The following is a 23,430-nucleotide window of genomic DNA, read 5'->3' as shown; positions in this document are numbered from 1 at the left end:
CGCAAGCCGGGAGGATCTGCCTTGAAGCTCTATGACAGCCGCCGCGCGCCCAATCCCCGCCGCGTGCGCTGGTTCATGGCCGAGAAGGGGATCGAGGACATCGAGGTCGTCGACGTCGACATCTTCGGCGGCCAGCACCGCACGCCCGAATACCTGGCCAGGGCGGGCCTGCCCAACGTGCCGGCCCTGGAAATGGACGATGGCCGGACCATCACCGAGTCGGTGGCCATCTGCCGCTATCTGGAGAGCCGCTATCCCGAGCCCAACCTGTTCGGCCAGGACCCGGCCGAGGTCGCCGTCGTCGAGATGTGGTCGCGCCGCGCCGAGATGATGGTCGCCACCCCGCTGATGATGGCGGTGCGTCACGCCCATCCGGCCCTGGCGGCCATCGAGACCCAGGTCCCCGAACTGGCCGCCAACGGCCGCGCCACCGCCGAGAAGGGCCTGGCGATGCTGGACCGCCGCCTGGCCGACAGCCCGTTCATCGCTTGCGAGCGGCTGACCATCGCCGACATCCTGGCGGCGACGGCGCTCGACTTCGCCCGGATGGTCCGCTTCCGGCCCGATCCGGAGCTGGTCAACGTCAAGCGCTGGCTGGAGGGCATGATGGCCCGGCCGGCGGCGAAGGCGGGGGTTTAACGGTTGGGGACAGGCGCATGCGCCTGTCCCCGTCCAGTTCTAACGCGGCCGGATCTTCTTGATCACGCCCGAGAAGTTCAGCATCGGCGCGCCGCCCGTCGACACCAGGCCGCGCACGAACAGCAGCGAGCCGCCGGCCTTGGTGACCTCGCCGGTCGACTCCACCAGGTCCCCGGGCCTGGCCGGGCCCAGGAACTCGCCGTTCAGGCTGACGGTGACAGCCCGCACGTCCTTCAGGTGGGCCCACGAGATGGCGAACAGCGAGTAATCGGCGAAGGTCATCATGCAGCCGCCGTGCATGAAGCCGCCGCCGTTCATGTGGCGGGCCTCGGCGCGGAAGGCGCTGCGGACGACGCCGTTCTCTTCCTTGAAATAGAACGGTCCGGTCTGGTCCTCGAAGGCGTCCATGCCCGCCCAGGTGCTCCAGCCGGCCCATTCGCCGTCGGTCACCAGCTTGGGGCCGTCCCAGATCTCGTTGCCGCCGTCCATGGTCGGTCCCCTTCGTTGTCTTTGAGGATGCAGCTAAGGCCGCGCGGCGCCGGAGGCAAGCGGCCGCCCTCGCGCTGCTGACGGATTCGTGGCATCCCTCCGGCCATGACCACCCCGATCCAAGACACCATCCTTTCCCAGCTGGCCGCCGTGGCGGCCGGCAAGTCCATCGACCCGATGTCGGTCGCCAAGGCCATCGAGCCCGAGCGCTGGCAGCGGGTGCTGGGCCATGTGCGGACCAACGCCATCGAGCTGGCCCGCGAAGGCAAGATCGTCATCCTGCGCCACAACAAGCCGGTGAATCCGGAGAAATTCCGCGGCGTCTACCGGCTGCGCCTGCGGATGGACGGCGATCCGACGAGCTTCGAGGATGTCGTCGACGACTCCGCGAGCGAAGAGGGCGGCGAGGCATAGACCGCAAGCGCTCAAGCTTGCCTTGCCTCGTCACCGCTCTACCTGAGCCCCATGCCGCTGGACGTCCTCCTCGCCGAGATCGCCGCCTGCCGGGCCTGCGCGCCGTACCTGCCGCACACGCCCAGGCCGGTGGTGCGGGTCAGCCCGGAGACCCGGCTGCTGATCTGCGGCCAGGCGCCGGGGCGGCTGGTGCACGAGACCGGACTGCCGTTCAACGACCCGTCCGGCGTCCGCCTGCGCGACTGGATGGGGATCGACCGCGAGACCTTCTATGGCCGTCCCGAGATCGGGGTGGCGGCCATGGCCTTCTGCTTTCCGGGGACCAACCCCAAGGGCGGCGACTATCCACCGCCGCCCCGCTGCGCCGCGCTCTGGCGCAAGCCGCTGCTGGCGGCCCTGCCCAAGGTCGAGCTGACCCTGCTGGTCGGGAGCTATGCCCAGGCCTGGGCGTTGGGTGAGCGGATGAAGGCGAACATGACCGACACCGTCGCCGCCTGGCGCGACCACATCGAGGCGGGCGTGCTGCCGCTGCCGCACCCGTCGTGGCGCAACACCGGCTGGCTCAGGCGCAATCCGTGGTTCGAGGCCGAGGTCGCGCCCTATCTTCGCCGCCGAGTGGCGGGCATTCTGGGAACATGAACCGTCGGACTCTCCTTCTCGGGGCGACCTGCGCGGCTGGCCTGGCCGCCTGCGCCCCCGTCATCCAGCATCCGGGGCCGGGCCAGCTGGGCTATCGCGGCCCGCGGCTGGACGAGGGCGGCCTGTTCAGCTTCGACGGCAAGAAGCTGGGCATGATGAAGTGGCTGCCGCCCGAGGGGCAGCCGGTCACCCATGTGGTCATCGCCCTGCACGGCATGAACGACTATTCGAACGCCTTCCACCTGGCCGGGCCGTTCTGGGCGGGGCAGGGGATCGCCACCTACGCCATCGACATCCGCGGCTTCGGCCGCTCGCCCGATCGCGGCGTCTGGGCCCCGCCAGACCTGGTGATCGAGGACATCCGCACCGCCGTCGCCCTGGTCCGCGAGGCCCATCCGGACGCCAAGGTCGCCCTGGCCGGCGAGAGCATGGGCGGGGCGCTGGCCATCGTCGCCATGGCCTCGGACCGGCCGCCGGCCGCCGAGCGCCTGCTGCTGTTCGCGCCGGCCGTCTGGGGCTGGTCGAACCAGCCGCTGCCCTACAAGACCAGCCTGTGGATCACCGCCCACACCACGCGCGGCTGGGTGGTCAAGCCGCCCGAATGGCTGGTCAAGAACGTCCAGCCCACCGACAACATCGACGAACTGCGGCGCATGGGCCGCGACCCGCTGATGATCTGGGGCGCGCGCTCCGACACCCTCTACGGCCTGGTCGGGCTGATGGAGAAGGCCTGGGCGTCGCTGGGCAAGGTCCAGGTCCCGATCGCCTATTTCTACGGGGCCAACGACCACATCATCCCCAAGGAGCCGACCATGGAGGCGGCCCGGCGGCTCAAGCCCGACGACCGCTCGGCCTATTACGCCAACGGCTGGCACCTGCTGCTGGTCGACCGGCAGGCCCAGGTGGTGTGGACCGACGCGGCCTCGTTCCTGAAGGACCCGCTGGCCGACCTGCCGTCCGGCGCCCCGCCGATCCCCGGGGCGCCGACCGCGCCGAACGTGGTGCGATCGGAGGCTTCGAGACAATAAGAATCCGCTCATCCCGGCGAATGCCGGGACCCAGATGGAATGGCGGCGTGGTTGACGCCAGGAACGCTGAGTCCCTCCAATCCTCCACACCGCTTTGGGATCTGGGTCCCGGCGTTCGCCGGGATGAGCGGTTTAGGGATGTGGTGAGTTGAGGCCTTGTGACCCAGCCCTCACCAGCGTACACCGCGCGCAAACTTTCTGACTAGGGCAGGACTGACGGCATGACCTTGTTCGATTCCCCGGATTTCGAGGGACACGAAGGCGTTCACGCGTTCTTTGACGAAAAAACCGGCCTCAAGTCGATCATCGCCGTCCACTCCACCGCCCGCGGCCCGGCGGCCGGCGGCTGCCGGATGTGGGACTACGCCAGCGCCGACGCGGCCGTGACCGACGCTCTGCGGCTGTCGCGCGGCATGTCGTACAAGAACGCCATGGCCGACCTGGACTTCGGCGGCGGCAAGGCCGTGATCATCGGCGACGCCCGCAGCCAGAAGACGCCGGAGCTGTTCGAGGCCTTCGGCCGCGCCGTCGACAGCCTGGCTGGCCGCTATTGGACGGCCGAGGACGTCGGCGTGTCGCCGGCCGACCTGGTCGCCACCCGCCGCGCCACCCGCTACGTCGCCGGCCTGGAAGGCCATGCGGCCGCCTCGGGCGACCCGTCGCCCGTCACCGCCGAGGGCGTGTTCCGCGGCGTGCGCCTGTGCGTCCAGCGCGCCCTGAACCGCGACCTGAACGGCGTCACCGTCGCCATCCAGGGCGTCGGCCACGTCGGCGCCTATCTGGCCGAGAAGCTTCACGCCGCCGGCGCCAAGCTGATCATCGCCGACGTCAACCAGCACGCCCTGGACGAAGTCGCAGCCAGGACCGGCGCTCGGATCGTCTCGACCGACGCGATCTTCGACGTCGAGGCCGACGTCTTCGCCCCCTGCGCCTTGGGCGGCGCGATTTCGGCCACGACCCTGCCGCGCCTGAAGGTCAAGGTCATCGCCGGCGGGGCCAACAACCAGCTGGCCGACAAGACCATCGGCGAGGCGGTGTTCGAGCGCGGCATCCTCTACGCCCCCGACTACGTGATCAACGGCGGCGGCATCATCAACGTGGCCGGCGAGATCCGGGCTCTGGAAGCCGGCGCGGCCTTCGACCCCGACTGGGTGGCGACCAAGCTGGACCGCCTGGCCCAGACCCTGGGCGAGGTGCTGGACCACTCGCTGGTCGACAAGCGCCCCGCCAACCTGGTCGCCGACGAGATCGCCCGCGCCCGCATCGCGGCGGCGCGTTCCTAACTCGCCCCCTGGGGAGAAGGCGGACCCGCGCCAAGCGTGGCGGGCCTACTCCCGGGCGCGGAGCGCGGCCTCGGCGGCGGCGATGTAGTCGCGGGTCAGGGGCACGTTCTCCTGCCGCCGCGCCAGCTGCAGCTGGAAGACCACCACGTGCTCGTGGCGGAACGCCGTCTCGGACATGGCCAGGTAGTATTCCCACATCCGGCAGAAGCGCTCGTCGAACAGGCGGGCGGCCTCGTCGCGGCGGGCCATGAACGCCTCGCGCCAAGCCTTCAGCGTCTCGGCGTAGTGCAGGCGCAGCACCTCGACGTCGGTGACGACCAGGCCCGAACGCTCGGCCGACTTGGCGATGTCGGACAGCGAGGGCAGGTGGCCGCCGGGGAAGATGTATTTGGTGATCCAGGGATTGGTGACGCTGGGCTCGTCCGAGCAGCCGATGGTGTGCAGCAGCATCACGCCGTCCTGAGCCAGCCGCGCGAAACAGGTCTCGAAGAACTGGTCGTAGTTGCCCAGGCCCACGTGCTCGAACATGCCGACCGACACGATGCGGTCGAAGGTCTCGGTCACGGCGCGATAGTCGGTCAGGGCGAAGCGGGCGCGCTCGGCCAGCTCGGCGGTCGAGGCGCGCTGCCGGGCGCGGGCGATCTGTTCGCTGGAGAGCGTCACGCCCAGCACGTCCGTCACGCCGCAGACGCCGGCCAGGTACAGCGCCAGCCCGCCCCAGCCGCAGCCGATCTCCAGGGTCTTGTGGTGCGGCTCGACCAGCAGCTTGGCGACGATGTGCCGCTTCTTGGCCAACTGGGCGTCGGCCAGGCTCTGGCCCGGATGCTCGAAATAGGCGCAGGAATATTGCCAGTCCGGATCCAGGAAGAGGGCGTAGAGCGCGTCGCCCAGGTCGTAGTGGTGGGACACGTTGCGACGGGCCAGGCCCGGATCGTTCTTCTGCCGCCAGAGCTGGGTGGCGGTGCGCAGCCGGTCGATGGTCTTGACGATCGCCGAGGGCGGGGTCTCGCCCCCGTGGCGCAGGACCAGCGACAGGAAGTCGTAGACGTTCCCTGTCTCGATGATCAGCCGTCCGTCGGTGAAGAGTTCGCCGGTGCGCAGGTCCGGGTCCAGCAGCAGGGCGCGGACCGCGGCCGGGTCCGTCAGCCGCGCGACGATCGGATCGCCTGTCCCGTCGCCGAACGTCAGCCGTTCGCCGTCCGGCAGGACCAGCGTCAGGTTTCCGCTGCGGACCAGCGATCCCAGTCCCCTGCGCAGGAGGGCGGCGGCTAACCCCATCAGACGATTCCCGGCTTGGCGCGCGATGGCGAGAAGGTCGCATCAGCCGGCCGTATGACGGCCGGATTGTGGCCAAGGTTCGCGGGACGTCGCGTCTAGCAACGCTGGGGGCCGACCGTCACGGATGTCTCGGAACACCTGTCGCCGATGTCAGCGGTCCGAAGGCCTTTGGGAGAGGGGGTCCGTCGCGCGGACCCGTCCCGAGATCTCCGCCCCCGCGTCGCGATCCAGCCGCAGATAGACCGGCAAGGCCAGCAGCGTCACCAGGCCGATCGCCACGAACGGCCAGGTGAACCGGTCCGGCGTCAGGTGGGCCTGGTGGCCGCGCGCCACGTGCAGCATCAGGCCGCCGAAGCTGACCCCCAGGGCCAGGCCCACCTGCTGGCTCACAGCCGCCAGGGTCGAGGCCGCGGCCACCCTGGGCTGGGGCACGTCGGCATAGGCGATGGTGTTGGCGGCGATGAACTGGTTGGAGCGCGCGAAGCCGGCCAGGAACAGGGCCCCGGCCATCACCGCCATCGGCGTCGCCAGGGTGAAGAAGCCGGGAACCGCGGTCAGGATCGCCGTGGCGACCACGAACACTGCCAGCGAGCTGCGGAAGCCGAAGCGCTTGAGGCCCGCGGCGGCGAACGGCCGGGCGATCAGGGTGCCGACCCCGGTCCCCAGGGTGACGGCGCTGGCTTTCAGGGGACTCCAGCCCAGGGCGACCTGCAGCAGCAATGGCAGCAGGAACGGACTGGCCCCGATCCCCAGCCGCACGAACGTCCCGCCCAGCAGGCTGGCGCGATAGGTGCGGTACTTGAGCAGGCCAAGGTCGAGGATCGGCCGGGGCGTGACCTTGGCTTTGCGCAGGTATAGCCAGCCGGCCCCTACGGACAACGCCACCACGGTCGCCTGCGCCCAGGGCGGCAGCAACGAGAGGCCCGCCGTCTCGGCCACCACTACCAGGCCGCTGATGGCCAGGGCCGACAGCAGGAAGCCCAGGGTGTCGAACCGGCCCATTTCCTTGTTCGGCAGGCCCCGGGGCACGAAGCGCATCACCGCCGTCATGCCCAGCACGCCGATCGGCAGGTTCAGGTAGAAGATCCACGGCCAGTCGGCGACGCTGAGCACAAGGCCGGCGAGGGGCGGGCCGATCAGCGGGCCCACCAGGGCGGGCATGGTGAACCAGCCCATGGCCCGGATCAGCTTGTCCTTGGGCGTCGAGCCGACCACGATCAGCCGGGCGACCGGGGTCATCATCGCCCCGCCGATCCCCTGCAGGATCCGCGAGGCGACCAGCGCCTCCAGGTTTCGCGACAGGCCGCACAGCGCCGAACCGGCCAGGAACACGACCATGGCCGTGATGAACACCCGCCGCGCCCCGAACCGTTCGGCCGCCCAGCCGCTGGCGGGGGTGAACACCGCCAGGGCCAGGATGTAGGAGGTCAGGGCCAGCTTCAGGTGGATGGGGTCGACCCGGAAGGCGTGGGCCAGGGTGGGCAGGGCGGTCGACAGGGCGGTGGAGTCGATGAATTCCATCAGCAAGGCGCTGGCCACGGCCAGGGAGATCAGCCGGGTCCCGAGAACCGACGGGTCTGGCGAAGGGGCGGGCTGATCGGTGGACACGACGGGCGGATTACGCTCGCCCGCCGCCGATCTCAAGCCGCGGTTCCGATTCGGCGTCTCGCGCGTTCTCAGAGTCCAGCGCTCGCCCGGAGCCCATGATGACCCAGGAAAACCATCTGTCCGAACTGGAGGAGGAGATGGCCCAGGCCGTCGCCGCCGAGGACTTCGAAACCGCCTCGGTCCTGCGCGCCCAGGTCGACCAGATCCGGCGCGATCTGAAGATCCTGGAGCAGCCCGGCGCCGATGGCCCGCAGGCCGCCTACTTCAGGCAACGCGAGGCGCAGAAGGCCGGCCCGGGCTGACCGCCGCGCCGCCGGTCGTGATTACTCCTGACCAGCGCGCCAAACGCGGGCGCGGCGCCGAAATCGAGAGCGTTTGCCGCCATCCTGGCGCCGCCCCCAGAATTCCTCCGTCGGCGTTCCATCTTGACGCTTGCGCCAAATTCGAACGGCCGTAAGACTTCCCCGTAGGTAAAGGGGATACCGTAGTGAGTCCGAAGAGCGACGGCGCGATCGTCACCACCGCGCCAGAAACCGACGTCGAGGGCGCCGACAACGAAGCCGTCACCAAGAACCTAGTGTTCGTCGCCGCCGAGCGCCTGTTCGCGCTGCACGGCTTTCAAAACGTGTCGGTGCGCGACATCACCGCCGCGGCCGGCGTGAACCTGGCCTCGGTGAACTATCACTTCGGCTCCAAGGACGCGCTGCTGTACGAGATCTTCCGTCGGCGCACGGTCGAGCTGAACCGCGAGCGGGCCAAGAAGCTGCACGAGGCGACCGACCGTCACGAGGGCAGTCCGCCGGTGCGCGAGATCCTGGCCGCCCTGCTGACCCCGCCGCTGAAGTGGCTGGCGCCGGACCACGAGCGCCGCATCTCGCTGCAGTTCCTGATCCGGGCCCGCAGCGAGGGCACCGACGAGATCCGCAAGGTGCTGCAGACCGACGTCACCCACCTGCGCCGCTTCTCCGACGCCCTGCTCAAGGCGCGCCCGGATCTTCCGTCCGAGGAGATCTACTGGCGGCTGCACTTCACGCTCGGCATGCTGCACAACAACCGCTTCGCCGAGTTCGACCGCCTGAACGTGCTGTCGGAAGGCGCGACCAGCGAAGCCGATGTCGAGGCCCTGCTGGAGCGCATGCTGGCCTTCGCCGAGGCGGGGTTCTCGGCCTGACGCTCCGGGCTCGATCGAAACACCCCCAGATGTCGCCATCCCGGCCGTAGCCAAGCGAAAGGCCGGTCCCCGGGGCGTCGCAGCGCGCCGGGTCCCTAGGTCCCGGATAGCCTTCGCGAGGCTTCCGGGGCGGCGCCTTGGGTTGGCCCAAGCTTTCGACCGCTCCCGGGCGAGCCTGCACCTCGCGTCTCTCATCCCACAAATGTCGTGCAACGCCGGGTGACGGTTTGACAGGTCGCGCCCATACCTACTATTGCACTTGCGACTCATTATTGTTCGCAAGCGAGACCGTCCATGATTTCCTCTCCGCGCGCCCTGCTGATGGTCGGCGCCGCGCTCCTGGCCCTGTCTTCCGCCGCCGTCGCCCAGGCTGAGGAGACCGCGCCCGCGGCCGACGCGAGCGCGGCCGAGAACCAGGTGGACGGCGTGGTGGTCACCGGGGCGCGCACTCGCACCTCGGCGGTGACCGGCCTGGACATGAGCCTGCGCGAGACGCCGCAGTCGGTGACGATCCTCGACCAGGCCCGGATCCAGAACTTCGGCCTGACCAGCGTCAACGACCTGCTGGCCCAGGTGACCGGGGTCAATGTCGAGAAGGTCGAGACCGACCGCACCTATTACAACTCGCGCGGCTTCGACATCACCAACTTCCAGGTCGACGGCATCGGCCTGCCGCTGATCTGGGGCATCCAGTTCGGCGATTTGGACACCGTGCTGTTCGACCGGGTCGAGGTGGTGCGCGGCGCCAACAGCATGATGACCGGCACCGGCAACCCGTCGGCCACCGTCAACTATGTGCGCAAGCGTCCGACCGACACCTTCAAGGCCAACGCGGCGCTGCAGTACGGCTCGTGGGACGACTACCGGCTGGAAGCCGACGTCTCGGGGCCCCTGAACGCGACGGGCACGGTGCGCGGCCGGCTGATCTACGCCAACGAGGACAGGGGCTCGTACCTCGATCATTACCACGTCAACCGCAACGTCTATTCGGCCCTGCTGGCCTGGGACGTCACGCCCAAGCTGACCGCCACCGCCGGCTATGCGCTGCAGGACAACCGCTCGCGGGGCGTGCTGTGGGGCGCCCTGCCGCTGCTCTATAAGGACGGCACGAAGGTCGACTATCCGCGCTCGGCCTCGACCTCGGCCGACTGGACCTACTGGAACGTCAAGGACCAGACGGCCTTCACCGAGCTGGACTACCGGTTCGACAACGGCTGGGAGCTCAAGGCGACCGGCACCTACAAGCGCTTCAACGAGAACGCCAAGCTGCTCTACGCCTATGACAACCCCGATCCGATCACCGGCCTGGGCGTCAAGGGCATGAGCGGCATCTATCCGTCCAAGTACGAGAACTTCATTCTGGACGCCTACGCCTCAGGGCCGTTCCAGCTGTTCGGGCGCACGCACCAGTTGGTGGTCGGCGGCCAGACCTCCAAGTCGACAGGCAAGGAGTGGGAGAACTTCTCGGGCGACACGATCCTCTATCCCGCTATCGGCCTGTGGGACTCGCAGCAGGTCGCCGAGCCGACCTATCCCGGCGCGTACCAGGCCTCGGACCAGACTGACCGCCTGTCGCGCTTCTACGCCGCCGCCCATTTCAGCGTCACCGACCAGCTCAAGGTCGTGGCCGGCTTCAACGCCCTGAAGCTGAAGTCCAAGGGCTATTCCTACGGCGCCGACACGCCGCGCGACGAGAAGAAGGTCAGCCCCTATGTCGGCGCGGTCTACGACCTCAGCCCCAACGTCTCGCTCTACGCCAGCTATACCGACATCTTCAATCCGCAGTCCGAGCGCGACATCAACGACCGGAACCTGCCGGCCGCGCATGGCAAGGCCTATGAGGCGGGGGTCAAGAGCGAGTGGTTCGACCACCGCCTCTACCTCACCGGCGCGGTGTTCCAGTCGCAACAGGACGATCTGGCCTTCGCCGTCGGCATGAACGGGACCCGGACGGTCTATGCGGGCCTCGACACCAAGGTGACCGGCTACGAGCTGGAAGCCACCGGCGCGCTGAGCGACCAGTGGACGGTCAGCGCCGGCTGGACCCAGCTGAAGGTCGAGGGCGAGGACGGCCAGGATCGCGAGTACCTGCCGCGCAAGACCTTCAAGGCCACCACCACCTACACCTTCCCCGAGCTTCGCAACCTGACGGTCGGCGGCGCGGTGCGTTGGCAGAGCGCTGTGTCGATGGTCGACATCGCGCCGGTCGAGCAGAAGGCCTACGGCGTCGTCGACCTGATGGCCGGCCTCGACCTGACCGACCAGGTGCGCGCCACGCTCAACGTCAAGAACGCGACCGACAAGACCTACCTGACCAGCCTGATGTGGACCCAGTCGTACTACGCCGCGCCGCGTAGCGTGTCGCTGCGTCTGGCCTACACGTTCTGAGGATAGCCATGGACGCGCGAACCCAGGATCTCGCCCCGGCCGCGGCCCCCGACGCCGGCTCGAAGCCCGCGCGTTCGGGCGCCGTCCGGTTCGCGCCGCCCAGCCTCCGGCCCGCCCTGACCTTCCTCCACCGCTGGGTGGGCCTGTTCATCGCGGGGTTCCTGTTCGTGTCGGGCGTCACCGGGGCGGTGATCTCGTGGGACCACGAGTTGGACGACCTGCTCAACCCACACCTGATGTTCGCCCAGTCTAAGGGCGGTCCGGCCTTGCCGCCGCTGGACCTGGCCCGGCAGATCGAGGTCCGCGACCCGCGCGTGCAGGTGACCTACTTGCCCCTGGCCCCCGAGCCGGGCGGGACCCTGGCCTTCGGGGTCTCGCCCAAGCGCAACCCCGCCACCGGCAAGCTGTTCGAAACGCACTACAATCAGGTGTTCATCGATCCGGCGACCGGGGCGGAGCAGGGGCGGCGCGAGTGGGGCGCGGTCTGGCCGATCACCAGCGAGACCTTCGTCTCGTTCCTCTATGTGCTGCACTACACCCTGCACATTCCGGCGATGTGGGGCATCGACCGCTGGGGGATCTGGCTGCTGGGCGGGGTGGCGATCCTGTGGACGCTGGACTGCTTCGTCGGCTTCTACCTGACCCTGCCGCCACGCCAGAAGACCGCGCCGCGCGGGAGCGGCGCCAAGGCGACCAAGGGCTTCTGGGCGCGCTGGAAGCCGGCGTGGGTGATCAAGACCTCGGCCAGCGCCTACCGGATCAACTTCGACGTCCACCGGGCCTTCGGCCTGTGGCTGTGGGGCGTGCTGTTCACCGTGGCCTTCACCGCCTTCTCGCTGAACCTTTACAGCGAGGTGTTCTATCCGGTGATGTCCAAGGTCTCGAAGGTGACGCCGGGCCCCTTCGACCTGCGCAAGCCGGCCGACATCCATTCGCCGATCGTCGCCACCCGCACCTACGCCCAGGTGCTGGACACCGCCCGGGCCGAGGCGGCCAAGCGCGGCTGGAAGGCGCCGGCCGGCAGCGCGTTCTACTCGCCCGAATACGGCCTCTACGGCGTGGCCTTCCACGAGCCCGGCGGCGACCACGGCGCGGCCGGCGTCGGTCCGCCCTACCTCTATTACGACGGCAAGACCGGCGCCCTGCTGGGCGCCCGCCAGCCGTGGAAGGGCACGGCCGCCGACATCTTCGTCCAGGCCCAGTTCCCGCTGCACTCGGGGCGCATCCTGGGGGTTCCGGGACGGATCCTGATCTCGCTGACCGGCGTGGTCGTCGCGGCGCTGAGCGTCACCGGCGTGGTCATCTGGTTGAAGAAGCGCCGGGCGCGGGTAGGGCGCAGGGCGCGGGTGGCTTGACCGCCATCCTCCGCCTTTGAGCGTTGTCATCCCGGAAAGCGCGTAGCGCTTGTCCGGGATCCAGGGGACTGGGCGAAGGCCTTGCGGTTCACCTGGGTCCCGGACAGCCTCTGCGAGGCTTCCGGGATGACAAGGAATAGGAAATGACAATCTACTCCGCCAGTTTCCACGCCTGCCTCAGGTCCGCGACCAGCTCGGCATAGGCGCGGTCCTTGGCGTCGCGGTCGGGGATGCGCAGCATGAACGACGGGTGCCAGCTGACCAGGGCCTGCTCGCCTCCGTCCAGCGCCAGCGGCTGGCCGCGGGTCTTGCCGATCGGCAGGGCCTTGCCGAACACCGCCTGCACCGCCGTCGCGCCCAGGGCCAGGATGACCTTGGGGCGGACCAGCCGGCGTTCGGCGTCCAGCCACCAGCGGCAGGCCTGGACCTCGCCGCGATCCGGCGTCTTGTGCAGCCGGCGCTTGCCACGCGGCTCATGCTTGAAGTGCTTGACGGCGTTGGTCACGAAGACCCGGTCGCGCGGCGCGCCGGCCTCGGCCATGGCGCGGTCGAGAAGCTGGCCGGCCGGGCCGACGAAGGGGACGCCCTGCAGGTCCTCCTGGTCGCCCGGCTGCTCGCCGACGATCATCAGGACCGCCTTGGCCGGACCAAGGCCAGGAACGCCCTGGGTCGCGTGGCGCCACAGGTCGCAGCGGCGGCAGACCTGGATGCCGGCGGCCACCGCGTCCAGATTGGTCAGGTCGCCCTCGCCGTACGAGCCGTGCGCGTGCTTCAGGGCAGCCTTGGGCGTGCGTTCCGACGGCTTGGCGGGTTGGGCGGCGACCATGGTCTCGGTCCGACTCTGCGCTTCCTCGATCAGGTCTGGAATGAACCTCGCCTCCGACAGGTTCCGCCCGACCCGATCACCCGCCTGTGACGGAACGAAGCGGATGTTATGGGGTTATGCTGACCCCATGGCGCGGCTCGGCATCCTTCACGAAACGCGATACAGCTACGCCCGGCCGGTCGGCTTCGGGGCGCATCGGCTGCTGATCCGGCCGCGCGACAGCCACGCCATCCGCATCAGCGAGGCGTCCTTGCAGACATCCCTGCCGGGCGAGACGCGCTGGACCTACGACGCCGCCGGCAACTGCGTCTGCTGGTTCACGCCCCGGGGCGAGGCCGACGGCCTGACCATCACCAGCCGCCTGGTCATCGACCGCTTTCCCGCGCCCCTGACCAGCCTGCGCATCGACGACCCGCACACCGTCTCGCCGATCGTCTACGCCCGCGAGGACCGCGCGGTGCTCAACCCCTTCATCACCCCGGCCACCGAGGACGAGGACCGGGTGCTGCTGCGCTGGCTGCGCGGCCAGATGGAGCGGCCCGACGAGCCGGCGGTCGACTTCCTGCTGCGGATGAACCGCACGATCCACGACCAGTTCGACTATGTCCCGCGCGAGGAGGCGGGCGTCCAGTCGCCGGCCGAGACCATCGCCCTGGGCAGCGGCACGTGCCGGGACTTCGCCTGGCTGATGGTCGAGGCCCTGCGGCGGCTGGGCTATGCGGCGGTGTTCGCCACCGGCTACATCCACAGCCCCGGCGGGACGGTGCGTGGCGCGGGGGCGACCCACGCCTGGTGCGAGGTGTTCCTGCCCGATCTGGGCTGGACCGAGTTCGACCCGACCAACGGCCTGGCGGAGTCGCCCGACCTGATCCGGGTGGCCGCCACCCGCACGCCGGGCGAGGCCCGGCCCGTGTCGGGTACGATCATCGGCGATCCCGGCGAGGCGCATCTGAGCGTCACCGTCGAGGTGCGCCTGCTGGACGCCCTCGATGAGGCGGCGTGATAAGAACGACAAAAGATTTCGGGAGGATGAGGCGATGATGAAAGCGTTCCAACAACAGGCTCCCCTCGGCGCCGGCCACCTGCCGCACCCCGAGCCCAAGCCGCAGCATGGCCAGAAGCCCGACGCCGAGTGCCTGAAGACGCCGGAAAAGCGCTCGTTCGAGCCGCGTCCGGCGCACTAGAGGCTTCTAACCCTCTCCCAGAGCGGGAGGTCTTTCACTGATCGGCGGTGTCGAGTCCCGCCTGATTGTGCGCCCTTCCCACCAGCGGACGTTTTCAGAGTCCGAGATGGGTGGTTGGCGGAAATTGGCCGGCGCGCCCTGGAACCCTCTCTCTTTGAGAGAGGGAGGGGCCCGCCGCCGCAGGCGGTGGGAGGGTGAGAGGTTTCACCGCTGGCCGGAAAATCCCGATTCCTGTCGTTGATCGGCCCAGTCCGGCCAGCCAGGCTCCGACCATGGACACGACCGCCACCGCCCGTCGCCTTCGCCGGGATCAGACCCTCGCCGAAAGGACGCTCTGGGCCCTGGTGCGCAATCGCCGCCTGGGCGGATTCAAGTTCCTGCGACAGGTGGCGATCGACCGCTACTTCGCCGATTTCGTCTGCGAGGCGGCCAAGGTGATCGTGGAGCTGGACGGTCCGGCCCACGACGGGCGGGAGGATTATGACGCCCGCCGCACCGAAACCCTGGAATTGTTCGGGTACGTCGTGGTGCGGTATCGCAACGAGCGGGTCCTGGCCGATCCGGGCGGAACAGCGGACGAAATCCTGGCGGTGCGTCGATCTGACAGGCTGTAACCTCTCACCCTCCCACCGCTTCGCGGCGGGCCCCTCCCTCTCTCTAAGAGAGAGGGGGCGGGTAGCGTCCGCTAAGTCGGAAACGGAATCTGGAGCCGGCGCCGGAAGCCGACATACGGCGTAGGCGCCGCAAGCGGACCTTCCATCAGGCTGGAATGGTCAGCGGACATGCCGTGCGTCCTTCAAGGTCCGCTGTGCGGGCGCCTCAGGAAGAGGAGCTTTGTGCTGAATTCCTCCTCCTGAGGTGCGCGCTCCTGAGCGCGCCTCGAAGGACGCACGGCGCTTAAAGGGGCTGACTAAGGTCGGTAACGGAAGCCACGTCGAAGATGACGGGATAGGGCGACCGGTCGGCGTCTATCCTCGGCGTACGGCGAACAAATCCTTGCAAAATCAGCGCTCTAATATTTCTCGACCCCAATCTGTCCTCACCCTCCCAAACCGCCCCGATAATGGTCTCACCCCAGCGCACGGGGAGGGACGTCGGCCGGCGACCTGACGGGCGGTGGGGAGTGGTCGAGCGGGAAGGCTTGGCCGCCGTGTTTCCTTCGGGAGACGTCCCAGGTTGGTTCGGAGCAGGTTCGCCTTAGCGGCGACGAAGCTCCGGCGCCCAGGATAGGCGGATCAGGCCGGCAGGCATGCGGGGGTTACGCATGCGGTCCGGGACCGGGGCTCGCCGCCCTGGCCCGCCCGTCGGGGGCGAATGAGACCGGCTAAGCGCTAAAACCGCTGCCTACCGGACGCTCCTGGAAAACGGATTACGCGAAGCGCCTGACTTCGTCGAAACGGTACCACAACTCGCAATCCTTCCGGGCGGAGCCCGGGCGCTTCGCGACCCTCCCCGCTCCATCGCAGCGAAAGCGCGTGGGGGCGAAGCCGCGCGCGCTCCCCGACCGAAAGGAACAAGCCCATGACCCAGCCTCGGAAACCGCGTCCCTATGATGCGATCGAGCGTCGCCTCCACGACCTCGAGGCCGCCAAGCTCCGGCACTACAATCTGACCAGGATCGCGCGCCTGGAACGCGAGGTCGCGGCCCTGCCGAATCCCGGACAGCCCAGCGCCTACGAGATGTCCAGTCGCGCGTCGGACGCCCGGATCGAGGCGCTCCTGCGCGACATGGCCAAGAGCGGGGCGGCCTGCGAGCCGGAGGCCGCCGATGACTAGAGCATCGCGCGGAAAAGTGGATGCCGGTTTTCCGCGAAAGCGATGCGAAAACAAAAAACTAGAGCAAGCCGTGCGATTCTTGAATCGCGCAGCTTGCTCTAGCCCCGCACCAGCTCCCGCATCGCCTTGTCCAATCCTTCCAGCGTCAACGGGAACATCCGGTCGTTCATCAGCTGCTTCATCACCCCGATCGACTGGGTGTAGTCCCAGTGCCGCTCGGGGGTGGGATTCAGCCAGACGGCGCTCTGGTAGATGTCGGTGACCCGGCTCATCCAGATGGCCCCGGCCTCCTCGTTCCAGTGCTCGACGCTGCCGCCCGGATAGGTGATCTCGTAGGGGCTCATCGTGGCGTCGCCAACGAAGATGACCTTGTAGTCGTGGGGGAACTTGTGGAGCACCTCGAAGGTCGGGATCTTCTCGACCTGGCGGCGGCGATTGTCCTTCCACACCGCCTCGTACAGGCAGTTGTGGAAGTAGAAGAACTCCAGGTGCTTGAACTCGGTCTTGGCGGCGCTGAACAGCTCCTCGCAGAGCTTGATGTGGCCGTCCATCGAACCGCCGATGTCGAAGAACAGCAGCACCTTGATGGTGTTGCGCCGCTCGGGACGCATCTGGATGTCCAGGTAGCCCTTCTCGGCCGTGCCCTGGATCGTGCCCTTCAGGTCCAGTTCGTCGAGCGCCCCCTGGCGGGCGAACTTGCGCAGGCGCCGCAGGGCCACCTTGATGTTGCGGGTGCCCAGTTCGACGCTGTCGTCGAGGTTCTTGTATTCGCGCTTGTCCCAGACCTTCACGGCCCGGCCATGGCGGCTCTTGTCCTGGCCGATGCGGACGCCTTCGGGGTTGTAGCCGGTGGCGCCAAACGGGCTCGTTCCTCCAGTGCCGATCCACTTGGAGCCGCCTTCGTGGCGCTCCTTCTGTTCCTTCAGGCGCTCCTGCAGGGTCTCCATCAGCTTCTCGAAGCCGCCCATGGCCTCGATCTGCGCCTTTTCCTCGTCGGTCAGGAACTTCTCGGTCAGCGCCTTCAGCCACTCGGCCGGGATATCGGCGGTCAGGCCGTCCTCGACCGTCTCCAGCCCCTTGAACACATGGCCGAACACCCGGTCGAACTTGTCCAGGTTCTTCTCGTCCTTCACCAGGCTGGCGCGCGACAGGAAGTAAAAGTCCTCGATCCGCCGGTCGATGACGTCCTTGTCCAGAGCCTCCATCAGCAGCAGGTATTCGCGCAGGGACACGGGCACCTTGGCGGCGCGGAGTTCGGAGAAGAAGCGCAGGAACATGGGCGGGGCAGCTTTCGAACGAGTGTTCGAGCTCAGGATGGCCGTCAGGAGGCGGGCTGTCCAGCCGGCGTGGCGGGCGACCCCGAGGTCACGGCCTTATGGTAGCTATCGGCCTTGAAGACGTACATCAGCCAGCCGACGCCGTCGCCAGCGTCGGCCAGGAACTTGGCCATTCCCGCGTCGCCGCTCAGGCGATATTTGATCGCCCAGCCGTCGATGACCGCGACCGACACGCTTTCGTAGTTGCCGTCGGCCAGGAAGCGCTCGGTACGGCTGGGCGGAACCTTGTCGGAGGTCAGCATCTTGTCGATCATCGGATTGACCGCAGCCTTGTAGGGCTTGGCCTTCGGATACTTGACCTTCAGGGCCATGACGGCCGCGGCGATCTCCTGGTCCAGGGTGAGGCTGGTGCGGGTGGCGTAGACCATGCGGCTGTCGAAGCTGGTCACGCTACGGCAGCCGACGTCGTCGCCATTGGGGTTGAACAGCACGACCTCGCTGTCGGTCCGCCCCGGATTGAACAGGCAGTAGAGGCCCGATCCCTTGTGCTGCAGCACCACCGCGCCGTCCTGGTCGGGCTGGTCGCTGATATTGTCGAACAGCGCCGCGGCGCCGGCCTTGGCCAGGATCGCGTCGCCCTCGGTCTTTGCCGCGGCGCGCTTGGCCGCCGCGTCGGGCGACATCCCAGGCCCTTGAGCCTGCGCGAAAGCCGTGCTCGTTAGCGCCAACGCCGTCAGCGCCGCGCCGCAACCTGTCAGAAATCGCCGCATCCGATCCTCCCCCGATGATTGAAGGAAGTTTGCAGCCTCCGGTCGAGCTTGGCTAGCCCCTAGCCGCGCCGCAGGATGAACTCCAGGTCCTTCGTCTCGCCGACCGGGAAGCGGTATTCGCCGACCTTCTCGAACCCCAGGCGGCCATAGAGCTTCTGGGCCCCGAAGTTCTCGGACCACACGCCGATCCACAGGGGCCGCGGGCCGTCCTTCTCCAGCCAGTCCAGCGCCGTGCTCAGCAGGATCGAGCCGCGACCGCCGCCCTGGTGCGACTTGAGCACATAGATCCGATACAGCTCGCCGTGTTCGGGCCGGGCGTCGGGATGGGGCAGGCCGCAGGGGCCGGCCAGGGCGTAGCCGATGGCCTCGCCGTCGTCCTCGAGCAGCCAGGCGGCCTTGGCCGGGTCGGCCAGGTCGTTGCGCGTCCGCTCCAGGCCGTAGGCATAGGCCAGGAAGGTCTCCAGGTCCTGCGTCGGATAGAGATGAGCGAAGGTCTCGGTGAAGGTCCGGGCGCCGAGGCTGGACACCGTGTCGGCGTCTTCGATCGTGGCTCGGCGTAAGGTCGCGGTCATGGCGACATCGATAGCCGCCACGACCGCCGTCTTGCAACGGGTCAGAAGCCTTCGAGCACGATCTTGCCGCGCGTCGTGCCGCTCTCGACGGCTGCGTGGGCCGTCTTGAGGTTGGCGGCGTTGATCGGGGTCAGCACCTGGGTCAGCGTGGTCTTCAGCCGGCCGGCGTCGACCAGGTCGGCGACGGCGTCCAGCAGGCGGTGCTGCTCGATCATGTCTGGGGTCTGATACAGCGAGCGGGCGAACATCATCTCCCAGTGCAGCGAGATCGACTTCCACTTCAGCGGCAGGGCGTCGAGGCTCTTGGGATCGTCGATCACCCCTAGGCGGCCTTGCGGCGCCAGGATCTCGACCAGGGCCGGGAAGTGGTCCGTCGTATTGGTCAGACTGGCCACCAGGCCCACCGGGCCGGCGCCGGTCGCCTTGACCGCCGAGACGAGGTCGTCGGCATGGTCGACGACGTGGTGAGCGCCCAGCGCCAGGCACCAGTCGCGGGTCTCGGGCCGCGAGGCGGTGGCGATGACCGTCAGGCCGGTCAGCTGACGGGCCAGCTGGATCAGGATCGAGCCGACCCCGCCGGCCCCGCCGACGACGAGCAACGCGCCGGTGCTGTCCTGGGTGGCGCCCAGCCGGTCGAACAGCAGCTCCCAGGCGGTGATCGCCGTCAGAGGCAGGGCGGCGGCCTCGGGAAAGGACAGGCTGGCGGGCTTCTTGCCGACGATGCGCTCGTCGACCAGCTGGAACTGGGCGTTGGAACCCGGGCGGTCGATGGCCCCGGCGTAGAACACCGGGTCGCCGACCTTGAACAGCGTCGCCTCCGGCCCGACCGCCTCGACGACCCCGGCGGCGTCCCAGCCGATCACCTCGGCCTGGCCCTCGGCCGGTTTACGGCTGGTGCGGACCTTGGTGTCCACGGGGTTCACCGAGACGGCGCGGACGGCGACCAGCAGGTCGCGGCCGGTTGGGACGGGCTGGGGCAGGTCAAGGTCGATCAGCGACTCGGGGACGTTGATGGGCGAGGGGGCTTTGAAACCGACGGCTTTCATGGGGGTCCTCAGGGCTTGATAGGTTTGGCCTGGACCCCCAGATCGGACCAGCCTGCCAAGTTCGCAAGTACGGCGAAATTCTGTAGGTAGTACACAAAAGGATACCGTGATGACCAAGCGTCGCGACTACAGCTGCGCCGAAGGATGTCCGGTCGAGGCCACCCTCGACCTGCTCGACGGCAAGTGGAAGGGCGTGATCCTGTTCCACCTGAAGCGGGACGGCACGTTGCGGTTCAACGAACTGGGCCGGCGGCTGAGGGGGATCACCCAGCGCATGCTGACCAAGCAACTGCGCGAGCTGGAGGAGGTCGGCCTGGTCGATCGCCGAGTCTACGCCCAGGTGCCGCCGAAGGTCGAATACAGCCTGTCCGACGAGGGCCGCAGCCTTGGGGCGGTGATCGACGCCCTGGCCGCCTGGGGCGAGGGCCGCATCGCCCGGTTGGCGGCCGCCCCGAAAGCGGCCTGAGCCATGGAGGTCGCGCTCCACACCCATCCGGACATGCTCGACCACCGGCCTGGCGACGGTCACGCCGAGCGGCCCGAACGCCTGCGGGCGGTGATCGAGGCGCTGGAGGACGACGCCGGTCTGGACCTGGAGCGCTTCGAGGCTCCGCTGGTCGACTTCGCCGATCTGGCGCTGGTGCATCCGCAAGGCTTCATCGACGCCATCCTGGCCGCCGCGCCGCGCGCCGGCCGCCACGCCCTCGACCCCGACACCGTGCTGTCGACCGGCAGCCTGACGGCGGCCCGTCGGGCTGCCGGCGCCGTGGCGGCGGCGACCCGGGCCGTGGCGGCCGGTCAGCGGACCCGGGCCTTCTGCGCCGTGCGGCCGCCGGGTCACCATGCCGAGCCGAGCACAGCCATGGGCTTTTGCCTGTTCTCCAACATCGCCGTGGCGGCCCGCGTCGCCCAGGCGTCCGGCCTCAAGCGGGTGGCGATCGTCGATTTCGATGTCCACCACGGCAACGGCACCCAGGCGGCGTTCGAGCACGACCCGACGGTGTTCTTCGCCTCGATCCACCAGTCGCCGCTCTATCCGGGCACCGGCGATCCGTCCGAGACCGGGGTCGGCAACGTCGCCAACGCCACGGTCGCCCCGCACGCGCCCCGCGAGACCTGGCGCCGGGGCTTCGAGGGCCTGATGGACAAGGTCGACGGATTCGCGCCGGAACTGATCCTGGTCTCGGCCGGTTTCGACGCCCACGTCCGCGATCCGCTGGCCGCCCAGAGCCTTGAGGCCGAGGATTTCGCCTGGGCGACGCGGGCGATCGCCTCGGTCGCCAACCGGCGTTGCGGCGGGCGTATTGTTTCCTCGCTCGAGGGCGGTTACGACCTAGAAGCGCTCGGCCGCTCGGCGGCGGCGCATGTCAGGGCGTTGCAGGAGGGGTGAGAGGTTCGACAGGTCGCCACGGCGGCAGACCGGACCTCCAAGATCTATGGCCGACGAATCCGCCGACCACCTTTCCTCCCGGGAACCTTCTGGACAGGCGACCGCCGCTCCCCCGGCGGCGTCGCGCCCCGGCGCGATCACCCTGGCCCGTCACGGCGAACCGGCCCTGTCGCGCAAGGTCCGCTTCAACGCTCCGGCCTATGGCGAATGGTGGGCGCGCTACGAGGAGGGCGGGCTGCTGCCCGGCCAGACCCCGCCGGACTCGCTGAAGGCCACGGCCAGGCGGGCCGGGGTGATGATCGCCTCGACGCGCCGCCGCTCGATCGAGACCGCCACCGCCGTGGCCGAGGGCAAGGCCTTCGCCACCGACCCGCTGTTCATCGAAGCGCCGCTGCCGCCGCCGCCATGGCCGCGCTGGATCAAGATGTCGCCCAAGCACTGGGGCTTCTTCGCCCGGTTCTGGTGGTGGTTTTTCGACCACCATGACGGCCAGGAGAGCCGGGCCCAGGCCGAGCTTCGCGCCGACCAGGCCGCGGACCTGCTGATCGACCTGTCGAAGAACGGACAGGAGGTGCTGCTGGTGGCCCACGGCTTCTTCAACACCATGATCGGCCTGTCGCTGCAGAAGCGCGGCTTGAAGAAGACGTTGGACCAGGGATTCCAGTACTGGTGCGTGAAGCGCTTCGAGCGGCCCTAGGCGCCTCCGCAACGCCAGGCGCCCTAGGGTCCTCGGCCCTGTTCACCAAAAGCCCCGCCAACGACGTTGCCCGCGTCGCGGCCCGCCACTAGGGTGCGCCCATTCGCCCCCGGAGTAGAAATGATCAGTCCGCAAGATCTTGAAGGCATGAGCTTCGAGCAGGCCCTGGCCCGTCTGGAGCAGATCGTCGGCGAACTGGAGTCCGGCAAGGCCGAGCTCGAGCGCTCGATCGAGATCTACGAGGACGGCGCGGCGCTGAAGGCCCATTGCGAGAAGAAGCTGGAAGCGGCGCGCCTGAAGGTCGAGAAGATCGTGCTGGGGCAGGGCGGCGCCGTCACCGGCGAAGCGGCCGAGTTCAACTGATGGGCCAGGCCTCGCCCCAGATCGGCTACGAGGACTTCGAACGGGTCGATATCCGCATCGGCACGGTGATCGAGGCCACGCCGTTTCCGGAGGCGCGCAAGCCGGCCTACAAGCTGACCATCGATTTCGGGCCCCAGATCGGCGTCAAGAAATCCTCGGCCCAGGTGACCAAGCACTACGCCTTGGGCGAGCTGATCGGCCGCCGCGTGGCCGCCGTGGTCAATTTTCCGCCGCGCCAGATCGGCCCGATGAAGTCCGAGGTCCTGTGCCTGGGCTTTCCGGACGCCGAGGGCGGCGTGGTGCTGGTCGACGTCGACCGCGACGTTCCCAACGGGGGGAAGCTGTTTTGATCGACCTCGAAAAGCGCATCGTCCAGGCCGCCGACATCGTCACCGTGGCGCTCGACGAGCTGTTGCCCCGCGCCGACGGTCCCGAGAGCCGCCTGACCGAAGCCATGCGCTACGCGGCCCTGGGCCCCGGCAAGCGCCTGCGGCCGTTCTTCGCCCTGGAGACGGGCAAGATGTTCGACCTGCCCGAGCGGCCGGTCCTGCGCGCCGCCTGCGCCCTGGAATGCATCCACGCCTACAGCCTGGTGCACGACGACCTGCCGGCCATGGACGACGACGACATGCGCCGCGGCCGTCCGACCGTGCACGTGCAATACGACGAGGCCACCGCGATCCTGGCCGGCGACGCCCTGCAGACCGCCGCCTTCGAGATCATGGCCCACCCCGACACCCACGACGACGGCCACGTCCGCGCCGAGCTGGTGCGCAAGCTGGCCATCGCCTCGGGGGCCAAGGGCATGGCTGGCGGCCAGATGATCGACCTGCTGGGCGTTCGCGACGACCTGGGCGCCGTGGCCCGCATGCAGCGCCTGAAGACCGGCGCCCTGATCGCCTTCGCCTTCGAGATCCCGCTGATCATCGCCCGATCCAAGGCCGAAGAGCGCGCGGCCCTGATGGGATTCGCCCAGGACCTGGGCCTGGCCTACCAGATCGTCGACGACATTCTCGACGCCGAGGGCGACGAAGCGGTGCTGGGCAAGGCGGCCGGCGGCAAGGACGCCGCCAAGGGCAAGGCCAACTACGTCACCCTGCTGGGCCTCAAGGCGGCGAAGGAACGAGTCAACCTTCTGGCCGCTCAGACTCGGTCACATCTCGATATTTTCGGCGAACGGGCCGAACATCTGCGCCTTAGCGTGGATTTCGTGCTGGACCGCCGCAACTGACCGCGC

27 protein-coding genes are annotated in these 23,430 nt (G+C 68.7%); 19 read left to right on the top strand and 8 right to left on the bottom strand.

Features of this window, described 5'->3' with window-relative positions; translation table 11 throughout:
* Positions 1-21: 21 nt before the first annotated feature.
* Positions 22-639, top strand: coding sequence for a glutathione S-transferase (locus tag J2X41_RS14690; RefSeq protein WP_310082752.1), 618 nt, complete (start codon positions 22-24; stop codon positions 637-639).
* Positions 640-678: 39 nt separating this feature from the next.
* On the opposite strand, the gene J2X41_RS14685 is transcribed toward J2X41_RS14690, so the two are convergent.
* Positions 679-1,128: a PaaI family thioesterase gene (locus tag J2X41_RS14685; RefSeq protein ID WP_310082750.1), complete on the bottom strand. Its 450-nt coding sequence runs from the start codon at positions 1,126-1,128 to the stop codon at positions 679-681.
* Positions 1,129-1,233: 105 nt separating this feature from the next.
* Here J2X41_RS14685 and J2X41_RS14680 point away from each other — a divergent pair, with 105 nt between their 5' ends.
* From J2X41_RS14680 to J2X41_RS14665, 4 genes are all read left to right on the top strand, one after another.
* Positions 1,234-1,542, top strand: a complete 309-nt coding sequence (locus J2X41_RS14680; protein WP_310082748.1) for a DUF3253 domain-containing protein — start codon at positions 1,234-1,236, stop codon at positions 1,540-1,542.
* Between the two features lie 51 nt (positions 1,543-1,593).
* Complete coding sequence (locus tag J2X41_RS14675) at positions 1,594-2,181, top strand: uracil-DNA glycosylase family protein (protein WP_310082746.1); 588 nt, start codon at positions 1,594-1,596, stop codon at positions 2,179-2,181.
* Positions 2,178-3,209, top strand: coding sequence for an alpha/beta fold hydrolase (locus J2X41_RS14670; RefSeq protein ID WP_310082744.1), 1,032 nt, complete (start codon positions 2,178-2,180; stop codon positions 3,207-3,209). Before J2X41_RS14675 ends, J2X41_RS14670 begins: the two co-directional genes overlap by 4 nt.
* Before the next feature lie 221 nt (positions 3,210-3,430).
* Positions 3,431-4,492: a Glu/Leu/Phe/Val dehydrogenase gene (locus J2X41_RS14665; protein WP_310082741.1), complete on the top strand. Its 1,062-nt coding sequence runs from the start codon at positions 3,431-3,433 to the stop codon at positions 4,490-4,492.
* Between the two features lie 45 nt (positions 4,493-4,537).
* Here J2X41_RS14665 and J2X41_RS14660 read toward each other — a convergent pair whose 3' ends face one another.
* Together J2X41_RS14660 and J2X41_RS14655 are read right to left on the bottom strand one after the other, a co-directional pair.
* The gene (locus J2X41_RS14660; RefSeq protein ID WP_310082739.1) at positions 4,538-5,770 is read right to left on the bottom strand and encodes a cyclopropane-fatty-acyl-phospholipid synthase family protein; all 1,233 of its coding nucleotides are present in this window, start codon (positions 5,768-5,770) and stop codon (positions 4,538-4,540) included.
* Between the two features lie 150 nt (positions 5,771-5,920).
* Entirely contained in the window at positions 5,921-7,378 is a 1,458-nt protein-coding gene (locus J2X41_RS14655; RefSeq protein WP_310082736.1) for an MFS transporter, read from the bottom strand.
* Between the two features lie 98 nt (positions 7,379-7,476).
* Here J2X41_RS14655 and J2X41_RS14650 point away from each other — a divergent pair, with 98 nt between their 5' ends.
* The 4 genes from J2X41_RS14650 to J2X41_RS14635 all read left to right on the top strand — a co-directional run bounded on the left by J2X41_RS14650 (position 7,477) and on the right by J2X41_RS14635 (position 12,292).
* Positions 7,477-7,680, top strand: a complete 204-nt coding sequence (locus tag J2X41_RS14650) for a UvrB/UvrC motif-containing protein (RefSeq protein ID WP_310082734.1) — start codon at positions 7,477-7,479, stop codon at positions 7,678-7,680.
* A gap of 209 nt (positions 7,681-7,889) precedes the next feature.
* A complete protein-coding gene (locus tag J2X41_RS14645; RefSeq protein WP_310082868.1) occupies positions 7,890-8,549 on the top strand; it encodes a TetR/AcrR family transcriptional regulator in 660 nt (219 codons plus the stop codon).
* A gap of 294 nt (positions 8,550-8,843) precedes the next feature.
* Positions 8,844-10,937: a TonB-dependent siderophore receptor gene (locus tag J2X41_RS14640; RefSeq protein ID WP_310082732.1), complete on the top strand. Its 2,094-nt coding sequence runs from the start codon at positions 8,844-8,846 to the stop codon at positions 10,935-10,937.
* 8 nt (positions 10,938-10,945) lie between these two features.
* Positions 10,946-12,292: a PepSY-associated TM helix domain-containing protein gene (locus J2X41_RS14635; RefSeq protein ID WP_310082730.1), complete on the top strand. Its 1,347-nt coding sequence runs from the start codon at positions 10,946-10,948 to the stop codon at positions 12,290-12,292.
* 151 nt (positions 12,293-12,443) lie between these two features.
* Here J2X41_RS14635 and J2X41_RS14630 read toward each other — a convergent pair whose 3' ends face one another.
* Positions 12,444-13,148 carry a UdgX family uracil-DNA binding protein gene (locus tag J2X41_RS14630; protein WP_310082867.1) on the bottom strand — a complete coding sequence of 235 codons (705 nt, stop codon included), beginning with the start codon at positions 13,146-13,148 and terminating at the stop codon, positions 12,444-12,446.
* A gap of 97 nt (positions 13,149-13,245) precedes the next feature.
* On the opposite strand from J2X41_RS14630, the gene J2X41_RS14625 reads away from it, so the two are divergent.
* From J2X41_RS14625 to J2X41_RS14610, 4 genes are all read left to right on the top strand, one after another.
* Positions 13,246-14,121, top strand: a complete 876-nt coding sequence (locus J2X41_RS14625; RefSeq protein WP_310082729.1) for a transglutaminase family protein — start codon at positions 13,246-13,248, stop codon at positions 14,119-14,121.
* Between the two features lie 34 nt (positions 14,122-14,155).
* Positions 14,156-14,302, top strand: coding sequence for a hypothetical protein (locus tag J2X41_RS14620; protein ID WP_310082727.1), 147 nt, complete (start codon positions 14,156-14,158; stop codon positions 14,300-14,302).
* A gap of 272 nt (positions 14,303-14,574) precedes the next feature.
* On the top strand, positions 14,575-14,916 hold the full coding sequence (locus J2X41_RS14615) for a DUF559 domain-containing protein (RefSeq protein WP_310082726.1): 342 nt from the start codon (positions 14,575-14,577) through the stop codon (positions 14,914-14,916).
* A 907-nt stretch (positions 14,917-15,823) separates the two neighbouring features.
* The gene (locus tag J2X41_RS14610; RefSeq protein WP_310082725.1) at positions 15,824-16,078 is read left to right on the top strand and encodes a hypothetical protein; all 255 of its coding nucleotides are present in this window, start codon (positions 15,824-15,826) and stop codon (positions 16,076-16,078) included.
* Positions 16,079-16,176: 98 nt separating this feature from the next.
* Here the strand turns inward: J2X41_RS14610 and J2X41_RS14605 are convergent, their stop codons facing one another.
* The 4 genes from J2X41_RS14605 to J2X41_RS14590 all read right to left on the bottom strand — a co-directional run bounded on the left by J2X41_RS14605 (position 16,177) and on the right by J2X41_RS14590 (position 19,743).
* Positions 16,177-17,355, bottom strand: a complete 1,179-nt coding sequence (locus J2X41_RS14605) for a VWA domain-containing protein (RefSeq protein WP_310082724.1) — start codon at positions 17,353-17,355, stop codon at positions 16,177-16,179.
* Between the two features lie 44 nt (positions 17,356-17,399).
* Positions 17,400-18,038, bottom strand: coding sequence for a hypothetical protein (locus J2X41_RS14600; protein ID WP_310082723.1), 639 nt, complete (start codon positions 18,036-18,038; stop codon positions 17,400-17,402).
* Between the two features lie 146 nt (positions 18,039-18,184).
* Positions 18,185-18,697, bottom strand: a complete 513-nt coding sequence (locus tag J2X41_RS14595) for a GNAT family N-acetyltransferase (RefSeq protein ID WP_310082722.1) — start codon at positions 18,695-18,697, stop codon at positions 18,185-18,187.
* A gap of 41 nt (positions 18,698-18,738) precedes the next feature.
* Positions 18,739-19,743 (bottom strand): zinc-binding alcohol dehydrogenase family protein, encoded by a 1,005-nt coding sequence (locus tag J2X41_RS14590; protein WP_310082721.1) that lies wholly within the window; start codon positions 19,741-19,743, stop codon positions 18,739-18,741.
* 109 nt (positions 19,744-19,852) lie between these two features.
* Here J2X41_RS14590 and J2X41_RS14585 point away from each other — a divergent pair, with 109 nt between their 5' ends.
* The 6 genes from J2X41_RS14585 to J2X41_RS14560 all read left to right on the top strand — a co-directional run bounded on the left by J2X41_RS14585 (position 19,853) and on the right by J2X41_RS14560 (position 23,424).
* Positions 19,853-20,209 carry a helix-turn-helix domain-containing protein gene (locus tag J2X41_RS14585; protein WP_056761805.1) on the top strand — a complete coding sequence of 119 codons (357 nt, stop codon included), beginning with the start codon at positions 19,853-19,855 and terminating at the stop codon, positions 20,207-20,209.
* A 3-nt stretch (positions 20,210-20,212) separates the two neighbouring features.
* Positions 20,213-21,133 (top strand): histone deacetylase family protein, encoded by a 921-nt coding sequence (locus J2X41_RS14580; RefSeq protein ID WP_310082720.1) that lies wholly within the window; start codon positions 20,213-20,215, stop codon positions 21,131-21,133.
* Between the two features lie 46 nt (positions 21,134-21,179).
* On the top strand, positions 21,180-21,830 hold the full coding sequence (locus J2X41_RS14575; RefSeq protein WP_310082719.1) for a phosphoglycerate mutase family protein: 651 nt from the start codon (positions 21,180-21,182) through the stop codon (positions 21,828-21,830).
* Positions 21,831-21,950: 120 nt separating this feature from the next.
* Positions 21,951-22,193 carry an exodeoxyribonuclease VII small subunit gene (locus J2X41_RS14570; RefSeq protein WP_310082718.1) on the top strand — a complete coding sequence of 81 codons (243 nt, stop codon included), beginning with the start codon at positions 21,951-21,953 and terminating at the stop codon, positions 22,191-22,193.
* Positions 22,193-22,543, top strand: a complete 351-nt coding sequence (locus J2X41_RS14565; RefSeq protein WP_028039948.1) for a tRNA-binding protein — start codon at positions 22,193-22,195, stop codon at positions 22,541-22,543. Before J2X41_RS14570 ends, J2X41_RS14565 begins: the two co-directional genes overlap by 1 nt.
* Entirely contained in the window at positions 22,540-23,424 is an 885-nt protein-coding gene (locus J2X41_RS14560) for a farnesyl diphosphate synthase (RefSeq protein WP_310082717.1), read from the top strand. Before J2X41_RS14565 ends, J2X41_RS14560 begins: the two co-directional genes overlap by 4 nt.
* Positions 23,425-23,430 lie beyond the last annotated feature (6 nt).

Origin of the sequence: Caulobacter sp. BE254, from assembly GCF_031457295.1 — a bacterium.
GTDB lineage: Bacteria > Pseudomonadota > Alphaproteobacteria > Caulobacterales > Caulobacteraceae > Caulobacter.
This window is presented reverse-complemented; position numbering and strand designations above follow the sequence as displayed.